Source organism: Emticicia agri (genome assembly GCF_004168285.1).
Classification (GTDB): Bacteria; Bacteroidota; Bacteroidia; order Cytophagales; family Spirosomataceae; genus Emticicia; species Emticicia agri.
In genome coordinates, this window is record NZ_SEWF01000025.1 from 35,774 (window position 1) to 60,819 (window position 25,046).

Annotated in this window: 19 protein-coding genes; 8 read left to right on the top strand and 11 right to left on the bottom strand. The window is 39.2% G+C overall.

Annotated features, from left to right (window positions below; genetic code table 11):
* Nucleotides 1–37 precede the first annotated feature (37 nt).
* From EWM59_RS16790 to EWM59_RS16805, 4 genes are all read left to right on the top strand, one after another.
* Nucleotides 38–898 carry a hypothetical protein gene (locus EWM59_RS16790; protein ID WP_130022388.1) on the top strand — a complete coding sequence of 287 codons (861 nt, stop codon included), beginning with the start codon at nucleotides 38–40 and terminating at the stop codon, nucleotides 896–898.
* A gap of 89 nt (nucleotides 899–987) precedes the next feature.
* On the top strand, nucleotides 988–2,187 hold the full coding sequence (locus EWM59_RS16795) for a phage tail-like protein (protein ID WP_130022389.1): 1,200 nt from the start codon (nucleotides 988–990) through the stop codon (nucleotides 2,185–2,187).
* An 88-nt stretch (nucleotides 2,188–2,275) separates the two neighbouring features.
* Nucleotides 2,276–3,415 carry a phage tail-like protein gene (locus EWM59_RS16800; protein ID WP_130022390.1) on the top strand — a complete coding sequence of 380 codons (1,140 nt, stop codon included), beginning with the start codon at nucleotides 2,276–2,278 and terminating at the stop codon, nucleotides 3,413–3,415.
* A gap of 2 nt (nucleotides 3,416–3,417) precedes the next feature.
* Entirely contained in the window at nucleotides 3,418–4,314 is an 897-nt protein-coding gene (locus EWM59_RS16805; protein ID WP_130022391.1) for a hypothetical protein, read from the top strand.
* A gap of 18 nt (nucleotides 4,315–4,332) precedes the next feature.
* Here the strand turns inward: EWM59_RS16805 and EWM59_RS16810 are convergent, their stop codons facing one another.
* From EWM59_RS16810 to EWM59_RS16820, 3 genes are all read right to left on the bottom strand, one after another.
* The gene (locus tag EWM59_RS16810; protein ID WP_130022392.1) at nucleotides 4,333–4,719 is read right to left on the bottom strand and encodes a DUF1398 domain-containing protein; all 387 of its coding nucleotides are present in this window, start codon (nucleotides 4,717–4,719) and stop codon (nucleotides 4,333–4,335) included.
* A 3-nt stretch (nucleotides 4,720–4,722) separates the two neighbouring features.
* Nucleotides 4,723–5,646 (bottom strand): SMP-30/gluconolactonase/LRE family protein, encoded by a 924-nt coding sequence (locus EWM59_RS16815; protein WP_130022393.1) that lies wholly within the window; start codon nucleotides 5,644–5,646, stop codon nucleotides 4,723–4,725.
* Nucleotides 5,647–5,788: 142 nt separating this feature from the next.
* On the bottom strand, nucleotides 5,789–7,159 hold the full coding sequence (locus tag EWM59_RS16820; protein WP_130022394.1) for a TlpA family protein disulfide reductase: 1,371 nt from the start codon (nucleotides 7,157–7,159) through the stop codon (nucleotides 5,789–5,791).
* Nucleotides 7,160–7,417: 258 nt separating this feature from the next.
* Between EWM59_RS16820 and EWM59_RS16825 the strand changes: the two genes are divergently transcribed.
* A complete protein-coding gene (locus EWM59_RS16825) occupies nucleotides 7,418–9,355 on the top strand; it encodes a M1 family metallopeptidase (protein ID WP_130022395.1) in 1,938 nt (645 codons plus the stop codon).
* 111 nt (nucleotides 9,356–9,466) lie between these two features.
* Here the strand turns inward: EWM59_RS16825 and EWM59_RS16830 are convergent, their stop codons facing one another.
* The 3 genes from EWM59_RS16830 to EWM59_RS16840 are packed head-to-tail and all read right to left on the bottom strand — an operon-like array spanning nucleotide 9,467 to nucleotide 11,978.
* Nucleotides 9,467–10,234 carry an ABC transporter permease gene (locus tag EWM59_RS16830; protein ID WP_130022396.1) on the bottom strand — a complete coding sequence of 256 codons (768 nt, stop codon included), beginning with the start codon at nucleotides 10,232–10,234 and terminating at the stop codon, nucleotides 9,467–9,469.
* A gap of 59 nt (nucleotides 10,235–10,293) precedes the next feature.
* On the bottom strand, nucleotides 10,294–11,067 hold the full coding sequence (locus EWM59_RS16835) for an ABC transporter permease (protein WP_130022397.1): 774 nt from the start codon (nucleotides 11,065–11,067) through the stop codon (nucleotides 10,294–10,296).
* Nucleotides 11,064–11,978, bottom strand: coding sequence for an ABC transporter ATP-binding protein (locus tag EWM59_RS16840; protein WP_130022398.1), 915 nt, complete (start codon nucleotides 11,976–11,978; stop codon nucleotides 11,064–11,066). Before EWM59_RS16840 ends, EWM59_RS16835 begins: the two co-directional genes overlap by 4 nt.
* A gap of 221 nt (nucleotides 11,979–12,199) precedes the next feature.
* Here EWM59_RS16840 and EWM59_RS16845 point away from each other — a divergent pair, with 221 nt between their 5' ends.
* Complete coding sequence (locus EWM59_RS16845) at nucleotides 12,200–13,408, top strand: polymer-forming cytoskeletal protein (protein WP_130022399.1); 1,209 nt, start codon at nucleotides 12,200–12,202, stop codon at nucleotides 13,406–13,408.
* On the opposite strand, the gene EWM59_RS16850 is transcribed toward EWM59_RS16845, so the two are convergent.
* The 5 genes from EWM59_RS16850 to EWM59_RS16870 form a co-directional block, all read right to left on the bottom strand.
* A complete protein-coding gene (locus tag EWM59_RS16850) occupies nucleotides 13,395–15,626 on the bottom strand; it encodes a tetratricopeptide repeat-containing sensor histidine kinase (protein WP_130022400.1) in 2,232 nt (743 codons plus the stop codon). The two genes, EWM59_RS16845 and EWM59_RS16850, sit on opposite strands and share 14 nt — an antisense overlap.
* Nucleotides 15,627–15,888: 262 nt before the next feature.
* A complete protein-coding gene (locus EWM59_RS16855; protein WP_130022401.1) occupies nucleotides 15,889–17,169 on the bottom strand; it encodes a metal-dependent hydrolase family protein in 1,281 nt (426 codons plus the stop codon).
* 84 nt (nucleotides 17,170–17,253) lie between these two features.
* Nucleotides 17,254–17,709, bottom strand: a complete 456-nt coding sequence (locus EWM59_RS16860; RefSeq protein WP_130022402.1) for a DUF4920 domain-containing protein — start codon at nucleotides 17,707–17,709, stop codon at nucleotides 17,254–17,256.
* 149 nt (nucleotides 17,710–17,858) lie between these two features.
* On the bottom strand, nucleotides 17,859–21,410 hold the full coding sequence (locus EWM59_RS16865) for a T9SS type B sorting domain-containing protein (RefSeq protein WP_130022403.1): 3,552 nt from the start codon (nucleotides 21,408–21,410) through the stop codon (nucleotides 17,859–17,861).
* Between the two features lie 227 nt (nucleotides 21,411–21,637).
* A complete protein-coding gene (locus EWM59_RS16870) occupies nucleotides 21,638–23,014 on the bottom strand; it encodes a HAMP domain-containing sensor histidine kinase (protein ID WP_130022404.1) in 1,377 nt (458 codons plus the stop codon).
* Between the two features lie 80 nt (nucleotides 23,015–23,094).
* On the opposite strand from EWM59_RS16870, the gene EWM59_RS16875 reads away from it, so the two are divergent.
* Together EWM59_RS16875 and EWM59_RS16880 are read left to right on the top strand one after the other, a co-directional pair.
* Nucleotides 23,095–23,928: an MBL fold metallo-hydrolase gene (locus tag EWM59_RS16875; protein ID WP_130022405.1), complete on the top strand. Its 834-nt coding sequence runs from the start codon at nucleotides 23,095–23,097 to the stop codon at nucleotides 23,926–23,928.
* A 173-nt stretch (nucleotides 23,929–24,101) separates the two neighbouring features.
* Complete coding sequence (locus EWM59_RS16880; protein ID WP_130022406.1) at nucleotides 24,102–24,860, top strand: patatin-like phospholipase family protein; 759 nt, start codon at nucleotides 24,102–24,104, stop codon at nucleotides 24,858–24,860.
* Nucleotides 24,861–25,046: the final 186 nt, after the last annotated feature.

A 25,046-nucleotide genomic window follows, 5' to 3' on the forward strand; every position in this document is an offset into this window, starting at 1 on the left:
TTGTTTCTTTTCATGGCACATTTGCATAAAAATGTCCATGAAGAAATTTGTCCTATTACTTATCATCTTCATTCCGCTTATTAGTCTTGCGCAATCGGGTATAATACTCCCTAATAGTATCGACTTACCAAAAGTAACTGCTTTAGCTACTTGCGGTATTACCGAAAAAGGAAAAATGGTTTATCGTATCACTGACAACAAAGCTTATTATTGCAATGGTACAGCCTGGCAGGAAATGACAGGTGGTGGTTTTAATTTGCCTTATTCAGGTACAGGTACTAATACTGATGTACCGCTATTCAGAATAATTAATAATACAGGTACAGCCATCTGGGCCGAAGGTGATAACGGGTATGGAATATATGCCCAAAGCAATAATACGGGTTTAAGAGGTGTAAGTATAGATAGATATGCTGTACATGGTACCAGTACATATGACATTGCAATACTGGGAGTATCTTCATTATCTCATGGAGTATTCGGGACCTCCAATGGTGTTAACGGTTATGGCATCTATGGCACAGGAATTAATGGTCGGGCAGGTTATTTTGATGGAAATCTGAAAGTTGCAAATGATTTAATAGTTAATGAAGACAAAGGGATTATTCAAAATTCAAGTAGTACTCAACTAAAACATTATAGCCGTAAAGTAACTTTTAACCATACCATTGCTCCTTTTTCTACACTTATTTCGGATGACATCCCGATAGCTACTTTTTCGGCAAAACCTGTGGTATATATTGGTGATATTGAAAATCAATTGAATGATTATTATAAGATTATACTCTCTATCGTATCGGTAGATGAAAACTCTATTAGAATCAGGCTATACAATTCAAGCAATACAGAAAGTACTTTTACAGCTACATGGAATATAATAGCTGTTGGCCCTAAATAGGCCGAAAATTGTATCCTGAACTCAAAATATCACGGCAAACCGTGATTGATTTCGGTTGCTTTTCATGAGACATTTGTAAAAAAATGTCCATGAAGAAATTTATCCTACTATATATCACAGCTCTTCCTTTGATAAGTCTGGCACAATCGGGTGTAATGCTTCCTAATAGTATCGACTTACCAAAAGTAACTTCCTTAGCCACTTGTACTAATCCCGAAAAGGGCAGAATGGTGTTTAATACAACCGACAACAAAGCCTACTACTGTAATGGTACCACCTGGCAGGAAATGACTGGCGGAGGTTTTTCAATCCCCTACTCAGCTACACAAAATTCTAACTCAAGCCTTTTGCGAATCGTTAATGAGGGTAATGGAAGGGCTATTTCAGGCGAGTCGATGGGCACTTCTTTGGCTATTGGTGTGCAGGCAATTACGGGTAATACCAATCCTGACTTCCCTACGTATGCATTATTTGCCCAGAATTACAGTACTAACGAAAAAGGAGCAGGCGTATATGCCCGACACGATGGTACAGGTATAGGAGTCTGGGGTGCATCGGTAGGAGGTGCTGGTGTAAAAGGTGAGGCATTTCCGGTAGGTTTGGGTGGTACAGGTAATGGGGTAGGGGTATGGGCTGAAAGCACTTCAGGTTCAGCCTTATATGCCAAAAGTACCAGTGGAACGGGTGCCAATGCTATCAGTACAAGCGGGTACGGCGTAAGAGGCCGAAGCGAAAGTAATGTAGGTGTCAGAGGAGAATCACTTGAGAACTATGGCGTACATGGTCTCTCAACATCAGGTTATGGGGTGCTTGGTTCTTCACAACAACAGGTAGGAGTATTGGGTCAAAGTAATGGTAGTCATGGTGTATATGGAAATGCTAACAATACTACAGGATACGGCGTTTTTGGAATCGGTACCAATGGCAGGGCTGGTTATTTTGCAGGCAATGTGATTGTTTCTAACGAATTATTGGTAAGTACCAATAAAGGCCTCCTTCAGAATACAAGTAGCACCCAACTAAAATATGATGATGGTAAGGTAGTCTTTGGGGATACGCTGGATGCCTTTTCTACTTCAATTTCACCAGTAATTTATCTTTCCACTTATCCTTCAAACCCTGTAGTATATATTGCTAATGTCGAAAATACTACAGGCGCTTATTATAAAGTTATTGTTTCTGTTGTAGGGGTAACTACCAATTCTTTCCGGCTCAGATTTTACAATGCCAGTAACGCAACAATTGAATTTACCGGCACCTGGAATTTCGTAGTTATCGGCCCTAAGTAGCCTATAAATTTACAATAACCCCAAATATCACGGCAAACCGTGATTGATTCTGGTTTATTTTCATTGGAGATTTGCAATAAAAATGTCCATGAAACAACTATTCACTCTACTTTGCTACAGTTTCTGTAGCTTGCCCCTCATTGGGCAAAGTGTCACTATCTCGCCAACATCAACATCAGCCATTATTCAGTCAAGCAGTACGACCAGTGGCTTTCTACCTCCCCGTATGTCAAAATCCCAACGAGAGGCCATTGTCAATCCCGTAAATGGTTTGCTGGTTTTTCAGAATACAAGCAATGTTGATAGCCCACCTGGTTACTATTGGTACAATGGTGCTTACTGGCGCCGCCTGGTTGAAGCCAATGAGTTGAGTTGGAATGTCAACAACAATAATCAATCAAGTGCAGTTTCGGGCAATGTGGGTATTGGTACAGCCGCCCCCGGCGATAAGCTACATATACGCACTTCCACTTCATCAGCAGGCATTACTTTTGAGGGTGTCAACCCTACTTTCCAATTCAGACAACAAGGGGCAGCGACAGCGGCTTATACCGATAAAGGGTTTATCCAATTGGCTGATAACGACCTGAGAATCGGTGTCAATAGCAGCAATACAACCGGAAAGTTCATTATCCGTACACATGGAGCCGACCAGATAGAGGTTGATGGAAGTGGCGGTGGAGGTAGAATGTTTTTTAATTATAATGGTACTAATGTAGGGTCTATTTCTCCTTCCTCCTCAGGCAATCTTCATATATCTACCCCTGGTACCTCTTCTGATTTTGTTGGTTTGAATGGTGCTTTATTTGCCACTTATGGTGGACGAGTAGGTATTGGCATCTCAGACCCTCAGGAAAGATTAGATGTACAAGGCAATCTGAAACTATTGGGTAGCATTGCTATGGCAGGCGAAATCACCAAGACTAATGTGGCAGAAGGAAGTTTTCTGCCGCTCTGTTATGGCAGAGTGGGTTTTAGTGGCGATCGTCAATCGGGGTCAAGCAACTTTACTTCTGATAATCCATCAACAGGCAGATACAAAATCTATAATGTCAGCATTAATTATAACTCTACCATTATCGTAACCCTTAATAGTAGCAATGCACAGATAATAGCCTCAGCAGGTTGTGGCGATGGCGACTGTACCGTTTACCTGAAAGATGGTTTTAGTAACGAAAATCGATTTGACCCCATTAATCAGGCTTTTTACTTTGTCATTTACAGATAACCATGAAAAAACTAATCCTTCTACTCTGTTTTACTGCTCCATTGTGGAGTATAGCGCAATCGGCTACAATTTTGCCTAATAGCCTTAGCGTGCCAAAGGTTTCTTCAATGCCTACCTGCAATACCACCGAAAAAGGCACACAGGTATTAAATACTACCGACAATAAAATGTACTACTGCAATGGCACAAACTGGCAGGAAATGACAGGCGGAGGCTTTACCTTGCCTTATAGTGGCACAGTAAATGGTAATTCGACACTCTTATATTTGGAAAATACAGGTATTGGAAGAGTCATTCATGCTAAAAGCACAGATTTTGGTGCGTTAAGAGGTGAAAGTGAGACAAATATTGGCGTTCATGGATCAAGTACATCGTATTATGGAGTCAATGGTACGAGCATCTCAAGCGTTGGAGTTCGTGGTTCAAGCGCTTCAGGAACTGGAGTCTATGGCATAAGTACAACAGGCTATGGAGGCTATTTTTCTGCTTCCGGCAATCAACCTACACTTTATGTTTATACTTCTCAAGGTGAAGCAGCCGATTTCAGAGGAAATGTCAAAATAAGAGATGAGCTGATTGTTGATGATAATAAAGGGATTGTAAGAAGTAGTAATAGTGAACAACAAAAAATAGTAAAAGGAACCATTCATTTTCTTGCAAGTAATTTAGCAGTGGGAGCCTACGTAGAGGGCACCTATAATTACGAGAATTTTGGTGACACACCAATAGTAACAGTTGGACAAATCCAGAATGTCAATTCTACAGGCGAATGGTATAAAGTTATGGTCATTCCTATGAATGTCACTTCAGCACTCTGTACTTTCAGATTAGTGAATGTAGGCAACAATGCTATTACCTTCAATGCTTACTGGAGCATTTTAATTGTGGGACCTGAATGAAACTCTAATCGCATCATATTACTCAATCCCTTCAACCAACAGTGCGTGTCCCTGCTTGTCATAGTAGCTAATGGTCATTTTGTTGGTATCAAACGCCCATTTTTCGATACCACTGTCGGCTAAGCCTTGCGACATTTCAAAATAGTCGGTTTTACCCTGCTCATGCAGACTCAGATGTTTTAGCATGCTCTTGCGACTGCTTTTGTCAGCAATCGTGAATATCTTATGCGTCGGAGGAGAAACTATTTTCTGATTATGCTTTCCAAAATATTCTGAATGTCCGTCAGCGATGAACGAGTAGTAGTTCTCTACACCAATGGCATTCAATGCCTTTAAATATTCAGGCAACGATGCCTGTTTACCAAGGCGTTTATGTATATCGTTTATCTGGTCAAGTGTGAACATGGTTTAATCAATCTTATACTTCAATAAAACAAGCGATTCCAATTTATTTTTATCTATTATCGCATTGGTACTATCATTAAAATTATCCAATTGTACATTTTTAATAAAGTAGATAGAATCTCCTGCAATATCAAAAGTAGTCGGCGATTTATAGGTTTTATCAAATAAGATAATTGCCTTTTTACTGGTAATTTCAGTACCATCTTCATTCAGATAATATCTGAACACTCCTTCTTCCACTATCCCTATTAAACTATTTTGATAAAACTTCATGGCATCAATTCCGGAATAATCTTTATCAGGCTGATTGAGGATTTTTTTCGTCAATAAATCCACCACTCTGATTCCTTTTGCGGAAGCTAAATAAAGCTTCGTATGATCATCCGAAATAGCTATTCCGTTAGAATTTGCTACTTCTTCTGTATCCAGATAAACTTCCAGTTTACTATTTGGTCTCTGTATCTTATAAATCCGATTACTTTCTGAATCTGTGATAAAAATTTCATTACGCTTGCTCACAGCCAAATCATTCAGATAAGCATAAGGCGGAATACTGATTTTGTATTGCGCAATTAATTGTTGGGTTTTTATATTTAATAATAATAAAACAGAGGTATTATTCTGTTTTGGCAAGCCATTACTCAAGGCATATAAAGTATCGCCTTTGATAGTCATTCCGAATCCGGCTTGATATTCATACTGATTACTTGCAATAAAATCCTTGGCATTATTGCCATCAACTCTGGCTCTTACAATCTTGTTTTTTCTAAGGCTACTTAAATAGAATCTTCCTGATTTTGCATCAACGGCAATGCCCTCGGGTATTAAGTCTTTTTCAAAGGTTAGATTTACTGTTTCAGATATTGGATTATTGCAGCTTGTTAAGGCCAAGGTTGTAAGCAATAGTAGGGTTAGTTTTGGTAACATTTGATGGTAAAGGTTATAACTACAGTTTATAGAATATATAGCAGTGAGATGTTTAGCTTATCATGATGGCTACAGTTTTCCGGCTTCGAGAGAGATTGTCTATATATATTTTTGCAAATACTTTTATTGGCTGAATGTGCTTTTATTTGTCTCTTAAATATTTATCAATTAGCAATATAGCATCTTTGTCATTTGGATGTGGGGCAGAACTTGTTATTAGGACTCCATTTTTGTCAAGCAGGGCATAACGTGGAAACCCCTGGTCAATGCCAAATTTTTCATCAAAGTATTTTTCATCTTCTTTTTCGGCTTTTACGTGCATGCCCGTTAATTTTTTATCCTTAATGGCTTTTAACCATTTTTCTTTTGTGTCATAAAAGTCAATAAAAAGAAACGTCACATCTTTACCTTTATATTTTTGTTGCAGCTTTGAGGAGTTAGGCATCTGAGTTAAACAAGCTTTACACCAACTACCCCAAAAATCAATATAAACTACCTTGCCTCTGGTAGATTTAATGTTAAATTGCTTTCCTGATGCGTCTTTCAAAACAAAGTCGGGAACTGAAAAAGCGTTTTTATTTTTCTTGTCCCACTTCTTTTGTATTACATCAATGTATTTAGATTTGGGGAACTCTTTTTTATAGTTTTTAAATTGCAATTCCACGAATTGCGGCAAATTAAAATAGTTAATCAGGAAAATTAAATTTTCACCCTTTATCCTTTCTTTTGTTGAAGGGTGGTTAATTAATAATGAGTCTATAATTTCGTACTCTGTTCGGCTATATTTTTCTCTATCCGGATAATCATTGAATAGATTAAGCCGTTTTGTTGCGGTATAGCCAATATAATCTACCAGAGAATTTCTATAAAAATCGCTTAAACAGTTATCGTCTAAAAGCTCAAATTTATTCCAGAAATCATAGTAATCTGATGGAATTTCTTCCTTTTTAATCTTTCTTTGTCCAAAGATATTCTGTAATATATATTGGTTTTTATTAAAGTTTGAAAAATGTGTTATTTCTCCTTTGCAGTAAGAAGAAAACATTTTTGAAATCTGGTTAGCATTAAAACTGATTTTGTATAAATCCCATCTTTTTTGTTCTATGCTGTCAAGGTGGGCTATTTGTTGCAGGGGAGCAAATTTGTCAACAGTTACGGTTGGCGAAACAGCCCTTGGTGTCATCATTCCAGCTTGGAATAAAAAATTATTCTGCTTAGCCGCTTGTCCCGAAAAAAGAAATTCATTTCTATTTGTTTCCTCTATTTTTAAAGTTGTATTAGGTATTACCCAAAGCCTGAGAAATTGATTTGAAATAAAAAGTATGACAGGTTGTTCGGTATCTAATTGAAATGAGGAAGAGAAATCCCCGCTTACATCTGTCTTACCTGTCCCTAAAATTTCTCCTTGAAAATCATTTAAGGAAGACTGATTAAAAACTATTCTAAAGTCCGTTGATGGCCATGACTTAAAACTACCTTTTATGATTGTCTGCCCGGAAGCATTTATGAACAATAAGGCTGCTTGTCAGAAATAATAAAATGAATTTAGACATTTTGTAGAAGTTTGAAGATGTAACATTGCTGCCAATTCTTTAATAGCTGTAAACTTGTGGATATATTGCAAAAATAAAAAATCGAATCAGTTAAAAAATGTTAATCACATATAGAAACACTATTGCAGATTTCTAACTGTGGCACAGCTAATGCACTTTTAACTTGCCTCTTTCCTATTATTTTGCTTATTTAGGGCTTCTTAAACCTCAACAAACTTATGCGAGCCCTATCAGGCGTTTTACTACTCATTGCTTCGGCTGTTTTTGCCCAACAAAATGTACCTCAACGAACAGCCATCGAGACCAACACTCGTACCATCCGGCAGGGTGTACCCATGACCAATTCAATCCGTAAAGCTTTTGCCGCAGGTACCCGTGATTTTTCGGGCAAACCTGGCCAGAATTACTGGCAGCTGGAAGCTGATTATACTATTCAGGCCAGTATTGACCCCACAACACAAACTATTACTGGTACTGAAAAGATTCTGGTGCATAACAACAGCAAAGAGGACTTAAAAAATCTGGTGCTACGCCTCGACCACAACATTTTCCGTCCTGAAGTACCCCGTGGTTTTTCAACCCCTGCCGAAGCCACCGAAGGTATGGTGGTTACAAGTATCAAAGTAGCCGGAGCAGAGATTGAACAAAAAACTATCAGAGGCTTGAACCGCACTATTGCCACTGTTCCATTAAAAGACTTTATCAAGGCCGGAACAAAAGCTGAGGTAGAAATAGCCTGGCATACCAAACTCCCGGGCGGCCCGAATGGTGTAGGGCATCGGATGACACAACGTTTTGATGATAAATTGTTTCAGCCTACGCAATGGTTTCCACGACTGGCTAAATATGACGACCTGAGAGGTTGGGAAACCAGCCCCTATTTAGGGCCATCGGAATTTTATAATAATTTCGGCAGGTTTGATGTGCGTATCACTGTGCCAGGTGGGTGGCTGGTAAGCGGAACAGGTGTATTGCAGAACCCTGAGCAGGTACTGAATGAAACTACCAGAAAACGATTAACCACTGTACTGAACAGTAATGATGAAGTAACGATTGTAAGTGCAGAAGAAGCCGGAAATGCCACAGTTGCCGGAGACAAACTTACGTATCATTTTGTAGCCGACAAAGTAAACGATTTTGCCTGGGCTACCGCCGGAAAATTTATCTGGAAAGCCACAAGAGCCACTATTCCGGGCAAAGGGGCAATACCTATTTATATGTTCTATCTGCCCGAAAGAGCCAGATTTTTTGAGAAAGCAGGGGCTATTACCCGCCATGCCTTAGAATTTTATTCTGCCTTGTGGACTCCCTACCCTTTTCCGCAGCTAACCTTGCAAGATGGCCCCAGTGCCGGAATGGAGTATCCGATGGTGATTAACTCTAATCAGGGAGCAGCCGACCATGAGACGGGGCACCAGTGGTGGCCGATGGTGGTGGGTAATAACGAAACCCGCTATGGCTGGATGGATGAAGGCTTTAACCAGTATATGAATATTCTTTCGGCGGCTGATAGCAAAGGCATACCTTATAAATTGGATGGTCTTGGACAAAGCTATGGCAAACAAAGTGGCGATGAGGACGAAGCCCCGATGATGTGGAGTGCTAACGATGCCGCAAGTGGCTATCGTTTCCAGACATACGGTAAAACGCCTCTGATGCTGTCTATGTTAGGGGGTATAGTTGGCGATGAAGCTGTTATGAAAGCCATGAAAGAATATGCTAAGGTATGGAGTTTTAAACACCCTTCGCCCTGGGATTATATGTATTTCATGAATAATGCCCTCGGACAAAATCTTGACTGGTTCTGGTACTACTGGTTATTTACCACCGAATCGGTTAATGGTTCTATCAAAGAGGTAAAAACCAATAAAGATAAAACCATTGTAACGGTACACCAGGCAGGCGAAATGCCTTCTCCGGTAGTACTGAAAGTAGAGTTTGAAGCTGAAGGCCCAGCTATTAAAACCTTACCAAACACCAAAATGCTTGATGCTAATACGGCTGTGGTAACCTGGCCTGTTTCAGTATGGTTTGGTGGTAGCCGCACATTTGAGGCTGAAATGAATTTCGGCAAACGTAAAATCAAACAAATTACTTTAGACCCGAACGGCCGCTTCCCGGATAACGATACAAAAGATAATGTATGGCCGAGGTAAAACTCAATGCGCCACCGTGCCACCCCCTTTTGCGAACGAGTATAGGGGTGGCACGGTTAATGCACTAAGTGGCTCATATAATCCACATAACACCTGCGAAACATAATACTATCACCCCTTCCCCTTCCTCCTCTTAAAGTCCCAAAAACCTCCCATCAGAAACAAACACATCAAAACAAGTGCATTCCTTAATAAAATCAGATGAAGATGCTCGAAATTGGGGAAAGCAATCATCATCAGGTAAGAATACGGATACCACTCTTTTGGAATTGTTTTATATTCAAAAGTCATCATAATTCCGGCAAACCATAAGACAAAACCTAAAGCGAGCGGAAGAATAAAATTCCTGAACCGAAGACTCATCCAGAATTGTATCGAACTGATAGCCAGACTGCAGACAAATGTTTTTGATAGTAGTGCCACAAGATGCTGCCAGTCAAGGTATTTATGGAACAAGTCAAGTTTTGCATCGATCGCATTGAGCAACAATGCTGCTAAAAATAAAAACGTTACATTTAATAAGAGGAATAAAAGAATCAGGAATTGCAGGTTCAGAAATTTGCTGATAAAAACAGTTAATTCAGATTGAGGAGAACTGAATACCTGCTTCCATGTATGGTTACGATACTCTATCTGCGCTGTTAAGGTAGCAATCAGTATCATATAAAGTGGTAATATCATACCAATCATCATCTGCAGGCTGATTTTGAAATAAATCTGCCACGGGTCGGCATATAATCTTGCTACAGAATCGCTTGTCGTAAGCATCTCTAACAACTCCATGAATGGAACAAAAAAAGCACCAAAAAAAGTCAGGTAAAAAGCTGAAGTTCGTTTGGTTTTCAATAATTCAGATCGTAAGGTAATAGCTAAATTCATAATAGTTTTTTATCAGGTTAATAAATAATTTTGGAAGATGGCTTATTGGGGTTCAACAGTTAATCGTTACCCTTTCCCTTTCTACGTTTGAAATCAAAAAAGCCTATTAGCAAAAACACACCTGTGAAAAGAAGCGCATTGCGTAATAGCGTAACGTGCAAATGTGCATAGTCTGGAAAAACAAGCATCATCAGGTAAGAATACGGGAACCATTCTTTTGATAGGGTTTTATATTCAAATACAAACATGAGTCCTACAAACCATAAGGTAATACCTATGGCCAATGGCAGAATAAAATTCCTGAATCTCAGACTCATCCAGAATTGTATCGAACTGATGGTCGTGCTTAAAAGAAGTGTTTTTCCCAGCGTTTCAATCAACTGTTGCCAGTCGAAAGATTGCTGTAATAAACCAAGCTGTGGATCAACCACATTAACCAATAATATTACCACAAATAACAATGCGGCATTTAGTAGCAGGAATGAAACGATCAGCAATTGCAGGCTCAGGAATTTACCGAGAAATACGTTAAATTCAGATTGAGGAGAACTGAATACCTGTTTCCAGGTATTGTTACGGTATTCAATCTGAGTCAGCAAGGTAGTCATGAGTATCATATAAAATGGTAATAGCAAGCCCATCACTATATGCAGACCATTTTTATAGTAAAACTCCCAGGGATAAGTATACATCTTTTCCAGGGGTTGGCTTATGGTGAGCAGTTCATCTAATTTTATTGACGGAACTATCAATGCCCCAAAAATAGTCAGATAAAGTGCTGAAGTACGTTTGGTTTTAAGCAGTTCAGATCTTAGGGTAATAGTTAAGCTCATGAGAGGTTGGTTGTCATATCAATAAATAATTCTTCAAGATTATTTCCTTTGGGTTGCAAAAGATATACATCAATATTATTTTTCATCAGCTTCCTGTTAATTTCAGCTATCTGTTGAAGACTATTATAAGATAAAGAAAAAATCTCGTCGCTTAATTCAGGGCTGTATTCATGCAAAATCTTTATGGCTTCCGGATTATCTGATGTATGCAGGTTAAGTTTCGCTTTTTTCTGTTGAAAACCATGTAGCTCCTGCAAAGTACCCTGAAATAGCATTTTACCTTTAAAAATGATACCGATATGCGTTACCATCTTTTCAACTTCTGCCAGAATATGGCTTGAGATAATAATGGTAATGCCCAATTCCTGATTCAGTTTTTTAATCAGTCCACGTAGCTCAATAATTCCATTGGGGTCAAGACCATTGGTAGGTTCATCTAAAATCAGTAATTCGGGGTTTGGCAGAAGTGCCAGAGCAATAGCTAATCTTTGTTTCATACCTAAAGAAAAGTGCCTGGCTTTCTTTCTCCCGGTATCACTTAAATCAACCAAGGTTAATACTTCTTCAACCCTGTTTTTATCTACTCCATACACATCCCGGTACACATTAAGGTTCTCACGGGCGGTCAGATGCCCGTAAAAAGAGGGACTTTCAATTAAGGTTCCTACCTTTTTCAGAATATTAATCCTATCGTCTTTTAATTCTTTGCCAAATAAGGCAATGCTTCCTTTTTGCAGATTCCGCAACCCTAAAAGCAAACTTAATGTAGTGGTTTTACCGGAGCCATTCGGGCCGATAAATCCATAAATACTGCCTTTTTCCACCTGCAAATTAATGTCAAACAATGTCTGAACATTTTTTGAATAATTGTAGCTTAGGTCAGTGGTCTGTAGAATGTAATTGTTTCTCATAATTTTTGTTTTGGTTGGTGTTATTAAATTCGAAGAATCCGAATGTAGTACATAATACTTTGCAAAGCAAGGTATTATGCAGACTATTTGATAAATGGTTGAAATAAAGGGAAGAAAGGAACCGAAATTAGAATGGCAATACATTTAATTACCTCAATATCACGGCAAACCGTGATTGACATGAATAGAGTATGAGAAGACATTTGTAGAAAAAAACATTCATGAAAATATCTACAAAACTTTACCTGAGCCTTGCTCTTAGTCTGTCATATACCACAATTTTTGCTCAAAATGCAAAAGTTGTCGACACACCTAATGGTACTGTCATTAGCAATATGGGAGGCACCGACACACCATATTCAGCTTCAATTCTGGATATCCGTAGTGCTAATAAAGGTATTTTACTACCTCGCATGAGTACTGCCAACCGCAATGCTATCAGTTCTCCACAAGCAGGTTTACTCATCTATAACAATTCTACTAATCAGTTCAATTACCACAATGGTTCCTCATGGCAAGTAGCCTCAATTGGCAATCAATGGGGAGTAAATGGGAGCATCCTGCACCATAGTGGACAGGTAGGGATTGGAACAGCGAACATGATAAATGCTAATACCTTTCTGAATGTACGGGGAAATCTGGGTGGTACTGGTTTTGAAGGCATGTATATTACTTCCAGTGGTAGCAGAGGCAAACCTTTTTACGGATATTCTGCCAATGATAGCACAACAGCGTATCATTATTATGATGGCAGCAATTCAAGATGGAATCTGAATGTAGGAAGTGGTGATAGAATAACCGTTACAAGCACGGGTAATGTAGGTATAGGTATAACTAACCCTATATATAAATTGCATGTCAATGGCTCTAGCTATCTTAATGGTTATACCGAAGTAAATGGCGATCTGTATGTAAACGGTATTTTTGATGTAGATACAGACGGATATATTAACAGAGACGCTATTGTAGGCAGAAATTTAAGCGTAGCAGGAACAAGTTCTTTAATCGGAAATGTAACAACCACCAATAATATTACGGTAGGTAATAATGCAACTGTTAATGGGAATGGAGTAGTGGATGGTAATCTTACAGTTAATAATGGCAAAGGAGTAGCTTATAATGCCAGTAATAGCACAAATCTGAGAATATATAAATTTACGACAGCTAACTTTCATGCTGTATTACCAGCTCATGGTTCTGCTGTAACAGCCATTGCATTTAATGGCGGATTTACTTCAACTCCTCATGTGATGGTAGCTGATATAGCCTCATCGGGAGGAACTGTAGGAGAAATAGACAGAGTAATATTGGTATTAAGCGGTTGCAGTATTTCGGGTGGAACAACTTCTTGTACTGCCAAAATTGTGAATACTGATAATGCTGCTGTAGATTATAACATTACCTGGAATTGCATCGCTATCGGCTATTAACCAACATTTCATTCTGAACCAAAGGCACTAAAATGGTAAACTTGGTGCCTTTGTCTTTTTCAGAATTAATAAATAACTCTCCCCCTATGGTTTCCAGTCGGCCTTGAATATTTTTCAGTCCTATGCCTTTCTGTTGGTTTTCCTGTATGCCTCTGCCATTGTCGGTTACTTCCAATACCAGGTCTTTCCCTTTTTGTGACAGATAAATAGTGGCCTCGGTAGCCTTTGAATGTTTGATAATATTCTGCATCAATTCCAGACAGATGGCATAGATATTCAGATCAATATTTTTATTGAAATAGGCTAATTCATTAATAGTTAAGCTGAAACAGATTCGTTGATTATGATTGATTTTCTGAATCATACGTTTCAGGGCATTTTTTAATCCTTCTTTCTCCAATTCTTCAGGCATCAGGTTATGTGAGAGAATCCTGACTTCGGAATACGCATTTTCGGTCATTGATAAGATATTGGCATAAATCTGTTGTTCCCGTTCTGACAGATGTTCGGGGCTGATATTATCTAAAGAGATATTGATGGCCGTGAGCAAACTACCTAAATTATCATGCAAATCGGCCGCCATACGCTTGCGCTCAATGGTCTGCCCACGTTGCATGGCTTCCTTGATTTCATCGTACGATTTTTGTAATTCTGCTGTGCGTTCTTTTACTTTTTGTTCCAGTTGCTCATTCAGCAATTCAGTTTCCTTTTTCCGTTTTTGAATATTTCTGAAGTTCCATGCCAACGACAATAACAGTAATCCGAGCAAACCAAGCCCAATCCATAAAAATTGCTGGGTTTGCTGTTTTCTTTCGGCTTCGGCAGATAAATTATTAATGCGATTCTGTTGTAAAAGCCTTGTTTTTTCTGAGGAGGTTTTCAGTTGTTCTATCTGCAATTTCCTTGCTAATTGGTCTCTTTCATTTTTCTCAAAAAGAGCCAGCCTTTCTGCTTCGGCGTTGCGGCTTTTGAGTAGTAGTATTTCGTTGGCACGCAACGATGAATCAATAATGGCTTTCTGCAGGAGTTCCTGCCGCTCAAATTCTGCTTTGGCTCTTTCGGTCTCTAATTTTTTCTGCAAACCCAATACCTGTGTCAGTTTTCGCCTGTTACTTACCGAATCGTTCATGATATTATACCTTTCATAGGCATTGAGCGCTAAATCATATTTTTGTAGTTTTTTAGCAGACAAATACTGCACTTCATAATTATCGGCTTCGTGTTTAATTGCCATTGCCGCCTGCGCCAGCGACTCTGATTTGGTGGTATATTGAAGCGCCAATGGATAATCTCCCGACAGGTAAGCAGCTTTTGCCAGATAGGTAAAAGAAGCAAAAAGATAGAAACGGTTATTGGTTTCTTCAAAGTATTTTACTGCTTTTTTTACATTTGCTACACCTTCCTCTATCCTATTCAGGTGAATCTGGCAACGTCCGATTTCCATAAGGGTAACCATCTCTATAGAAGTAGATAATTTCCCCTCGTGTATATAATCAAGTGCCTTCTGGTAATTTTTCAGGGCTTCTGCATATTGTTTCTGCTCGGCATAAACCACGCCAATGTCATCATACTTATAGGCATAGTTCAAAGCCCATTTACTGATTTTTTCCTTAGTAGTACCTGTTTTAAAGTCATTTGCCTGACAGATACCGATTATATCAAGGGCTTTTTTATGATAAATAAGTGAGTTTTCATAATCACGCAATAACTGATAGCTACTGGCAATGCGGGTTAATGAATAAGTAGCCAATATTAAATCAGTGCCTTTTAGGTGTTCTGCTTTTTTGTTGGCTTCCAGACTAATATCCAGTGCTTTCTGATAATCGGTTTTGATGGTATAGGCAATACCCATGTAATCGTAAGCCTTGAAAATATGAGCATTATACTGCATGTTCGTGGCGTATTTCAGCAGTCTTTCAGCATAGTGTATCATTGAATCGGCATTTTTACGATCAACCCGATTATTATAATACATATAGGCCAATCGCTCGGCAGCTAAAACGAGCAAGGTATCTTCTCTTTTGTTTCTGTTTTTATATTCGAGTGAATAAAACAAGCCTTTGGTAGCGGCAAAAATACTATCGGCATTGATGGGTTTACGGGCAAGGTCGGCCGCTTTAAAAGTATCATTCAGGTTAGGTAAACGAACTGATTGCGCATAACTATTGGAACACAGGAGCGTGAGAATGATTGAAAAATATAAAGCTGTATTTTTCATATAGTATGCCGTTACTCTTAGAAACAGTATAACCAAACAGTAAATGTAACTGTTGTAAACCTGATTTGTTCTTTTCCCGGCAAGTTTTTTGTAAAAAGTTATTAAGCGTTTTCATGTATCACGATTTATAAAATCGTGTAATCAGCGAATATGACAGGCTAAAATTTGGCAGAATTTCACGACAGGACGATTTGAAAAATCGTGATACAAACAAAAAACTCGGCTTATGGCCGAGTTTTCGCATTTATTCTAATTTCCTTTCTTATTTCTCCTTATAAATCTTCCCATCTTTCATCACAAGTGCCACATTCATCATAGCTTTGGCATCTTTCAGAGGGTCACCCTCTACAGCTACTATATCAGCTAACTTACCTTTTTCTACTGAACCCAATTCTGATTTCATGCCTAAAATTTCAGCATTCACAATGGTAGCAGATTTAATGGCTTCCATCATGGGCATACCTCCTTCTACCATATACTGAAACTCTTTGGCATTGTATCCATGCGGAAATACGCCTGCATCGGTTCCGAATGCTACTTTTACACCTGCTTTATAGGCTTTGGCAAAGGTTTCGGCTATTTGTTTAGCGGTTTCAATCGCTTTTGGCACAACCAACGGATGATAGTATCCCGGTACTTTTACCGAATCACCTACGGTTTTTCCGGCTATGATAGTTGGCACATAATAAGCTCCATGTTTTTTAAAGAGGGCAATAGCCTCGTCGTCCATAAAAGTACCGTGTTCAATAGTGGTTACTCCGGCTTTAATGGCACGCTTCATACCCTCGGCACCATGCGCATGGGCAGCCACATGAAAACCATAATCTTTGGCTGTTGCTACTATTGCCGAGATTTCGTCTTCTGTAAATTGTGGACCTTTACCATTTTTCGCAATACTCAATACCCCTCCGGTTGCCGTAATCTTGATACAGTCTGAGCCATCTTTATATCGCTGACGTACGGCCTGACGGCCTTCTTCCGGGCTATCAACTACGCCATTGGTTACATAATCCGGTACTGTGTAGGTATTACTGATGCCATTGGTTGGGTCGCCGTGACCTCCGGTAGTAGCAATGGTACGACCAGCCGTAAAAATTCTTGGCCCTACTACCAAGCCCTTGTTAATGGCATTGCGGATAGAAATATTTACCCCACTACCACCTAAATCTCTTACGGTTGTAAAACCTGCCATGAGCGTAGTAGCGGCATACTTCTGCGATTCAAACGCCACATCAGCCATGTTGCTGCTCATGCGTTTCAAATATTGGTCTTTGCTGGTTTCGCTTTCAATATGTACGTGCATATCAATCCAGCCCGGCATTACGGTTCTGGTTTTCATATCCACCACTTTATCGCTTGTCTGCGCAGGAGTATAGCCATTCTGTACTTCTGTGATACGATTTTTTTCTACAATAATCGTTACCTGCGACTTAGGCGCATTGCTGATACCATCTATCAGGGTACCACAATGAATAAGGGTGCGTTGGGAAAATGTTGACGAAGATACCCCCAACAAGAGGGCTAACAGGTAGTTTTTCTTCATTGATGAGTTTAGTTTAGGTATGGTGTAAATATAAATAAAAAAGCCTCTCTGTTACGCAGAGAGGCCTAAATTTTTATCATATCGTTAGTTCTTCGGCACTAATACGCCGTTAGCTACGAAAGTAAGTTCTGTTTTAGGCTCTGTAATTTTGGCAATTTCTTCTTTGCTTTTACCACCATCTTCGGCATAGTGGCGAAGTTCGTCAACCGAGGTAGTTTTGGTTTTGGCATTGCCTTCAAATACGACTGTTTTGCCTGCTATATCTTTTGGTACAAAAAAACCATAGTCTTTAAAAGTAACACGCATGGTCTGGCCATCTGCCAATTTTACTTTCATCCAGCAGCCTTTTACCTGGCATACTGATTCAACTACGCCTGATACTTTGCTTTCAAAGGCAGGTGTTTCTTTGGCTTTCTGATTTAGTTCTGTGGCGGCAATAGCACCATTAGCTTCAATTTTTTCGCCGAAACTGTCAAATTTTTGTCCAAACGAAATGTTTGCAATTAATACAATAACAAGAATTGAAATGAGTTTTTTCATTGTTGAGAATTTTAAGTGATGATAAAATTGATTAAACTTTTTTAAATACATAACTGTCAATCGTAAGATTTTATCAACGTAACATTTTTAAAAACAGCAAATATGAATATTTATTATATTTTAACTACAAAGTTAAATCAAAAAACTGATTAATCAATAACTGTTACCCAACCTTTGCAATTAGAACCTGACGGTGTGCTGAAGATGTAATAATAGGTACCTGATGGAATATCTTTCCCCCAGTCGTTCTGATAATCCTTCGACGCATAAATCAGTTTACCATAACGGTTATAAATATCTATGGTTACATCTTTAAAGCCCGTTACGAAGTTATCGTTTTTTCCGTCATTATTGGGGGTTATCACATTCGGCACTTTCCCTTCATTTTCCGGAATATCAATATTTTTTGTTACAGACAATTCACAGCCAATCTTATTATAGGCTTTAAGTGTAACCTGAAAAGTACCGCCTTTGCTATATCGGTAGCTTTGCGGTATCAATCCACTCAAGGTATCAGCATTGCCCATACCCCACTTAAATTCAGCAGCATTCTGGGTTTTGTTTGTGAAAGTCAACTCATAAGGCTTTGTACAATCTTGCGTAATAGAATAATCAAAATCAGGTTTGAATGAATCATCAATTTTCACGGTTACGGTTCGGGTTGGTTTACAACCATCAGGGTATTCACAGGTTACCGTATAAATACTGGTTTGCTTAGGTGTAACTGTAATACTGGTACCCGACGAATTCTGTATACCCGGCCCTGACCATGTAAATTTGGTACCATATCCGGTAGCCTTTAATTCCACACTCTCCCCTGCGCATATTTCTTTACCACCATTGGCCAGAAAATCGGGCTTATTGTCTTCTACTTTAACGGTTACTTCCTTATTAACAGTACACCCTTCTTTTTCAATCACTACATTATATTCAGTCGTACTCTGAGGGGTAGCCACCGGATTGGCAATACCTGCATTATTTAAACTGGCCGACGGAGACCATGTATATTTTTCGCCACCCTCTGCCATTAACTGAACGGGCGAATTAGGGCACACAAGCGTATCACCACTTGCTTTGGCTACAAAGCCTTTTACCAAAAAAGTTTTTACCGTAGAATCGGTTACGCGGCAGGTGATTTTATTAAAAATGCGTAATTTAATGGTATAAGTACCCGGTGTAGTAAAGTTATACAATAACATATCTTTTGTTCGGGTTATTACCTTTTCATTAATCACCCATTCGTAGGTTTTTGCGCCTTTACTCAGGTCATAAAAGTTAATTTTGGCAGGCGCACATACTTCGGTTATCAGGCGGTTGGCTTCATTCTTGATTTCGAAATCGGCTTTCAAAGCATCAATTTCAAATTTAAAAGCAGCCATGTTACAGTTGGTACTCTGGTGTTTAGGTTGCCAGGCGTTTTTTATAGGAAAAGTAGCAATCTGGTCTTCTCCTCTCGATAAACAAGCACAGGCACTATGGTAAATGTAGCCATGCTTATCAAATCGGCAGGTACCTCCGTCCACATGGTCGCCTACTTCTCCTGATGCGTCTTTAGGCGCAGCAGAACCAAAAAAAGTAGCATAGAGTAATGACTTAGCGTTTTTCTCTAAAATCATCAGATAAAAATTACTGCCTGTTGTAGTAGCCTGATAGGCATCTTGCGTAACAGGCAACCCGGTAGTAGTACTAAAGCGGTTAAGATTTTTGGTAGCCGACGAATTTACCTTACCTCCCCAACCTGCCAGATAAATATTACCACAATCGTTTACCAGAAAAGCGGTAGGTACAATATCAATACGACCTCTGCCTCGGCTTGCACCTACAACCGTAGAAAAAATAGTTTTTGACAGGTTCTTATCCAAACAATGAACAAATTGGCCGCTATTGGCATTACTATACACATCGCCCGATACCGGATAATCGCCCTGGGTAAGGCCAAAGACATACACATTATCTTCAGTGTCTATTTCTAAAAAGAAGTTGGCGTCTGCCTCCTCTGTACCCATATAAGTCAATTGCTCCTTCACACCCGAAGCACTGAATTTAGCAATGAATCCATCACCACTCCCCGAATAGGTTTTACCGTGCACGCCTGAAGTAGTAGAGAGGTTTGCACTAAAGGTTTGTCCGCATACATATACTTTCCCGGCATCATCAACTTTTATTCCGTATGCTCCCTCAAAATTATTCCCTCCCAGATAAGTACTCCATAAAAGTTGTGAACAGGTAGGGTTTAGTTTACAGATTACCGCATCATACCCTGCACCTTTGGTTGGCTGACTTGCTTTTACCACCGGAAAATCGGTTGAGGCAGTGATAGAGGCAAAGTAAATATTATCGTCTTTGTCAACCACTACTTCACCGCGAAACTCATCGCCATAATTTTTGATAATCAGCGCACGGGTATCGTTAAAACCATCGTTAGCCCTACCGCCTATATAAGTACTGCCTACCAATTTTTTGCCATCGGTGCTTAGTACTGCCACAAAAATATCACTGCCCCGTTCAAAACCTATCCCTGTAAAATTGGGGTCTTCGTCAGCTGTCGATACCGAACCATACACGCCAAAAAGGCTTCCGCCTGCGTGCCTGTTCTGGTAAGAAGCATTCGTAGTCGGAAAATTGCTTGAAGCCGTGGTTCCAAAAATAACCAGTTCACCTTTAGAGTTGGCAATCAGGCTATGAGGCACGTCAGAAGCGTCGCCTCCTAAATAAGTAGCATAGATTAACTGCGAACCAGTTCCCGCAAATTTCATAATCACTACATCTGTAATGCCATAGCCCTTCACATTGTTCATGCCGTTAGGCATACTGCCCGGGTCGGCATTTACCTGAAAAGCTCCATTGGTAACCGGAAATTCGCCACCAAAAACAGACCCCCCTGCAAACAGATTTCCATCGGCATCGTAGGTAGCTGTTTGTGCCCAGTTGTCTGACTTTGAGCCTGAGTAGGTCGAAAAAACCAATTCGGGGTCTATGGTAAGCGGTTGAGATGATTCATAATTTTCGGGGAACTCAAATTGTACTTCATTATTTTTTAGTCTGAATCCCGACTGGACGTCTCGGGTTTTACCTCCTATTACCTGAAATGAATAAGGCTCAAACTCGGTTACAGTATTGACCGAGGTACGATAGCTTAATTTTTTATGCTGTATGCTCAGTTCGTCTAAACCCACATATTTCATTCTGATTTTAGATACATCAGCCTTTGGTTTGACAATGTATTCATATTTGAGCGATTGGTCGAAGCTGTAGAGTTTAAAATCAATGTCGGGGTAAATATCTTTCAGATAAATTTCGTCGTAGGCCGATACATTTCCCCGCCATTTGCTTTGGTCGTTGCCAATAAAGAAGTTATAAACTGTCTCACTTTTACCTGCTGTTTCAATTTTAGGAGAAGCGTTGGCTTCCTGAAAAGTCATTTCAAAAGCGTGTCCTTTAATAGGTCCAGGGGCTACTCTTGCGCCTTTATCGTCTTTTATTCCACCACCATGTAAAGCTGCCAGTGCTTTGGTATCAAAAAAAACGTATTGTAAGCCTGTACGTTTTACCAATAAATATCCGCCCGGAATCTCTGCCTTAAAAAGTACTGATGCCTCCCATTGTCCTTCATTACGAATAAACTTGACTGATTTATCAGGGGCGGCATTTGACTCAGCAACTGCTACAATGAAGAAACAAAAAAAGTAAAAATATTTCATCACAATCCGTTTTGATAGCGAGGTTAAAAGTAGGTCAAAATTTGTTTAATGAAGAAGTGGACTTTTTAAGTACAGCAGATTTTTTCAGCTAAATTACATTATATTTTTCAGATAACAGCAATATTCACCATTAAAAAATATAACGTAATTCTGAAAGGCAATGCTGTTTTAAAAATCGTTTTCTACAAAGCTCCAACTGTTAAATCTCCATTCACCTGAATAAAAACCTATAAATGAGGCACTGTAACTTCAAATACGCTTCCTTTTCCTATCTGACTCTGCACCTCAATTTTCCCCTGATGAATATCAATTATCCGGCGACACACCGACAAGCCTATTCCGTGTCCACGATACCCTGAGGCATTATGCGTACGATAGAACGGCTCAAAAATTTTACTTAGTTCACTCTCCGGAATCCCTATGCCATTATCTTTTACGGCCACAATACATTGTTTTTCGTTAAATCGTATTTTTACCTCTGCCTCGTGATCCATAGAGTATTTACAGGCATTATCTAATAAATTGGTAAAAACCGTCAGTAAAAGTGCTTCATTACCATTTACGGTTACCCATTCGTCATCATCAGGTATCTCGTCAAAGTCAACAGTAATTTTATAATCAGCATTCAGGCTCATGATTTCTTCCTGCGCCTTAAACAATATCTCGTCAATACGGGTAGGCTTCAGAGCCATACTATTCTCACGGTTCTCTGATTTTGCCAGTTGCAACAAGCCATTGGTCAATTGTATCAGGCGTTGCGTATCAGTCAATAATGATTTAAGTACATTTTTATATTCGTCGGTTGTCCGTTCATTCTCTAAAGCAATCTGAATCTCTGATTTAAGGGCAGCTAAAGGTGTACGCAATTCGTGCGAGGCATTGGAAACAAAACTTTTCTGGAGTTCAAAAGAAGTTTCCAACCGCTCTAACATTCGATTAAAGTTATTGGCCAGTTGCGCTATCTCATCTTTATTATTACCCACATTGAGTTTTTGTTTCAGATTATAAGCGGTTATATTGGTAATCTCCTCATTGATTTCAGCAATAGGCTTGAGTGATTGTCCGGCAAAAATAATCCCTAAGATAATTGTAAGCGTGATACCTATCACAAAGCTCGTTATCAATGTATCTCTGATATTCTGTAGTTTTTCTTTTCCATAAATATCAGTGGCCTGGGCTATTACCACATAAGATTTATTGTTTTCATCAGTATATAATGCTCCTGTAGCCTGATTGTCCCAATCACTGGTTTCAACGTATTCCTGTTGCCTTACCCGTTTCAGGAAAGACGGGTTATAATAAATAGAATCAGCTTCATAGCTGGCGTACACCAATTCATCTTTATCATTAAACATTAACACCTTTTCTACATTCAGCTTTCCTAAAATAGACTTATTGGCATCACGTAGCTTTCGCTTATCTTTCTCAGTGATTTTTAATTCTTTAAGCAGTTGAGCAGTCAGAAGTCCTCTATCGTGCAGACGATTATAAAACTCCTTTTTTCTGAAATTTTCGGAAGTATAATAGACAGCTAAAGAGAAAATAATCAGAATACAAGCGATTATTATCGTAAATTGTATGGCTATCTTGGTACGTATTTGCATATTTGGGTTTGTATTCGGGTATTTATCACATACCTGACATTCTTACAACGAAGGTTTTCATCTCAAATTTAGTAAAGAATATGCAAATTCATGTTATTGACGCAGGACATTTCAGATTAGATGGGGGAGCTATGTTTGGCGTAGTGCCCAAGACCATCTGGCAAAAGCAGATACCTGCTGACGAAAACAATTTGTGTAGCTGGAAAATGCGTTGTCTGTTGGTAAATACCGGACAACAACTTATTTTAATTGACAGCGGCATGGGAGATAAACAGGATGCCAAATGGATGGGCTATTATTACAGACATGGCGACGGAGACCTGATTCAATCGATAAAAAAAGCCGGATACTCTCCCGATGAAATTACTGATGTGCTTTGTACGCATCTGCATTTCGACCATTGTGGTGGAAGTGTGAAATGGAATACGGCAAAAGATAGACTGGAATTAACATTCCCGAATGCCAAGTACTGGACACACTCGGCACATTGGGAGTCGGCCATGCACCCTAACCCACGAGAGAAAGCTACGTTTTTGAAAGAAAACATCTTGCCCATGCAAGAAACAGGTGCTTTACATTTTACAGACAAAGAAGAAAAAACCTTTGGCAATGCCATAGAGTTATTATATGCTGACGGCCATACCGAAAAGATGATTATGCCCAAAATAAAACAAGGAGAAAATACGTATTTATTCATTGCTGACACTATTCCGTCGCACGCGCATGTGCCGATTCCCTATGTGATGGGCTATGACATACGCCCCTTGCAGACCATGAGCGAAAAAGAACAACTCTTAAAGCAAGTGGCCGATAATAACTGGACAATCATCTTCGACCATGACCCTGTGCATGATGCGGCGCATATACACCTGACTGAAAAAGGATATAGGGTAGCAGATTTGTTTAATTTGTAGGTATTTTAAAAGGTATAAGCGTTCTATAGAAAAAATTTACCACAATGTACACAAAGAACACGGGGACACCCAGTCGATGTTACACAATTGATTACTTAGTGTAACATTGTAATTTCTCTACACATGGTGGCAAAATAAAAGTAGCACATTTTATTTTATAAATTCTGAACTGCATGAAAATAGGATTAGCACTTTCGGGTGGAGGTAGCCGGGGTTTTGCGCATTTAGGGGTTATCAAAGCATTAGATGAATTAGGTTTAAAACCGAGCATGATTACAGGTACAAGTGCAGGCTCAATTGTAGGGGCTATGATAGCCGCCGGATATTCTCCTGACTACGCTTTTGAAGCCATTGCTTCTGCGGGTATTTTCAGTCACTTAAAGTTTGCTTTCAATCGCTTTGGCTTATTTAAGCTCGAAAAGGCCGAAGAATTATTCTTGAAATTTATTCCACATAATTCATTTGAAGAACTTAAAATGCCTCTGACAATCTGTGCGACTGACCTTGAAGCCGGAGAACCCGTTTATTTTAATGAGGGCGAATTAGCCAAACCTATTTTAGCCTCTTGTTGCCTGCCTGGGATATTTGAGCCTATCCGTTATCAAGGCAGAACGCTTATTGATGGAGGTGTAACCGATAATCTGCCAATTGGGCCATTGGAACAATGCTGTGATTTTATTATCGGGGTAAATGTGATGCCTGTCAATAACAATGCGGCCATTAACTCTGTAAAAGATGTGTTAATGAAAAGCCTTTTTATAGCCATCCGAAACAATTCAGGCGACAAATTGAAACGTTGCGATATTGGTATTGAACCTCATGAGATTTACCGTTATAATGGCTTGAATATGTCGAAAGCCAAAGAAATGTTTCAATTAGGCTATGAAAGCGCCCTGCGTGAGTGTGAAGAGAAACTGTCGAAGATACTATAATGTATCACGTTTTTTTAAATCGTACTCATATCCAATATTGAGCAATGATTTAAAAAAATCACCTGGAGGCAGTATATATTATACCACCAAATAATAAAATAAACACCATCACATCAAATCATTTACTATTTTTGGCATTAAATTAGATAATTTTTTAAGCGGACAATCGTTTAAAATGGGGATATT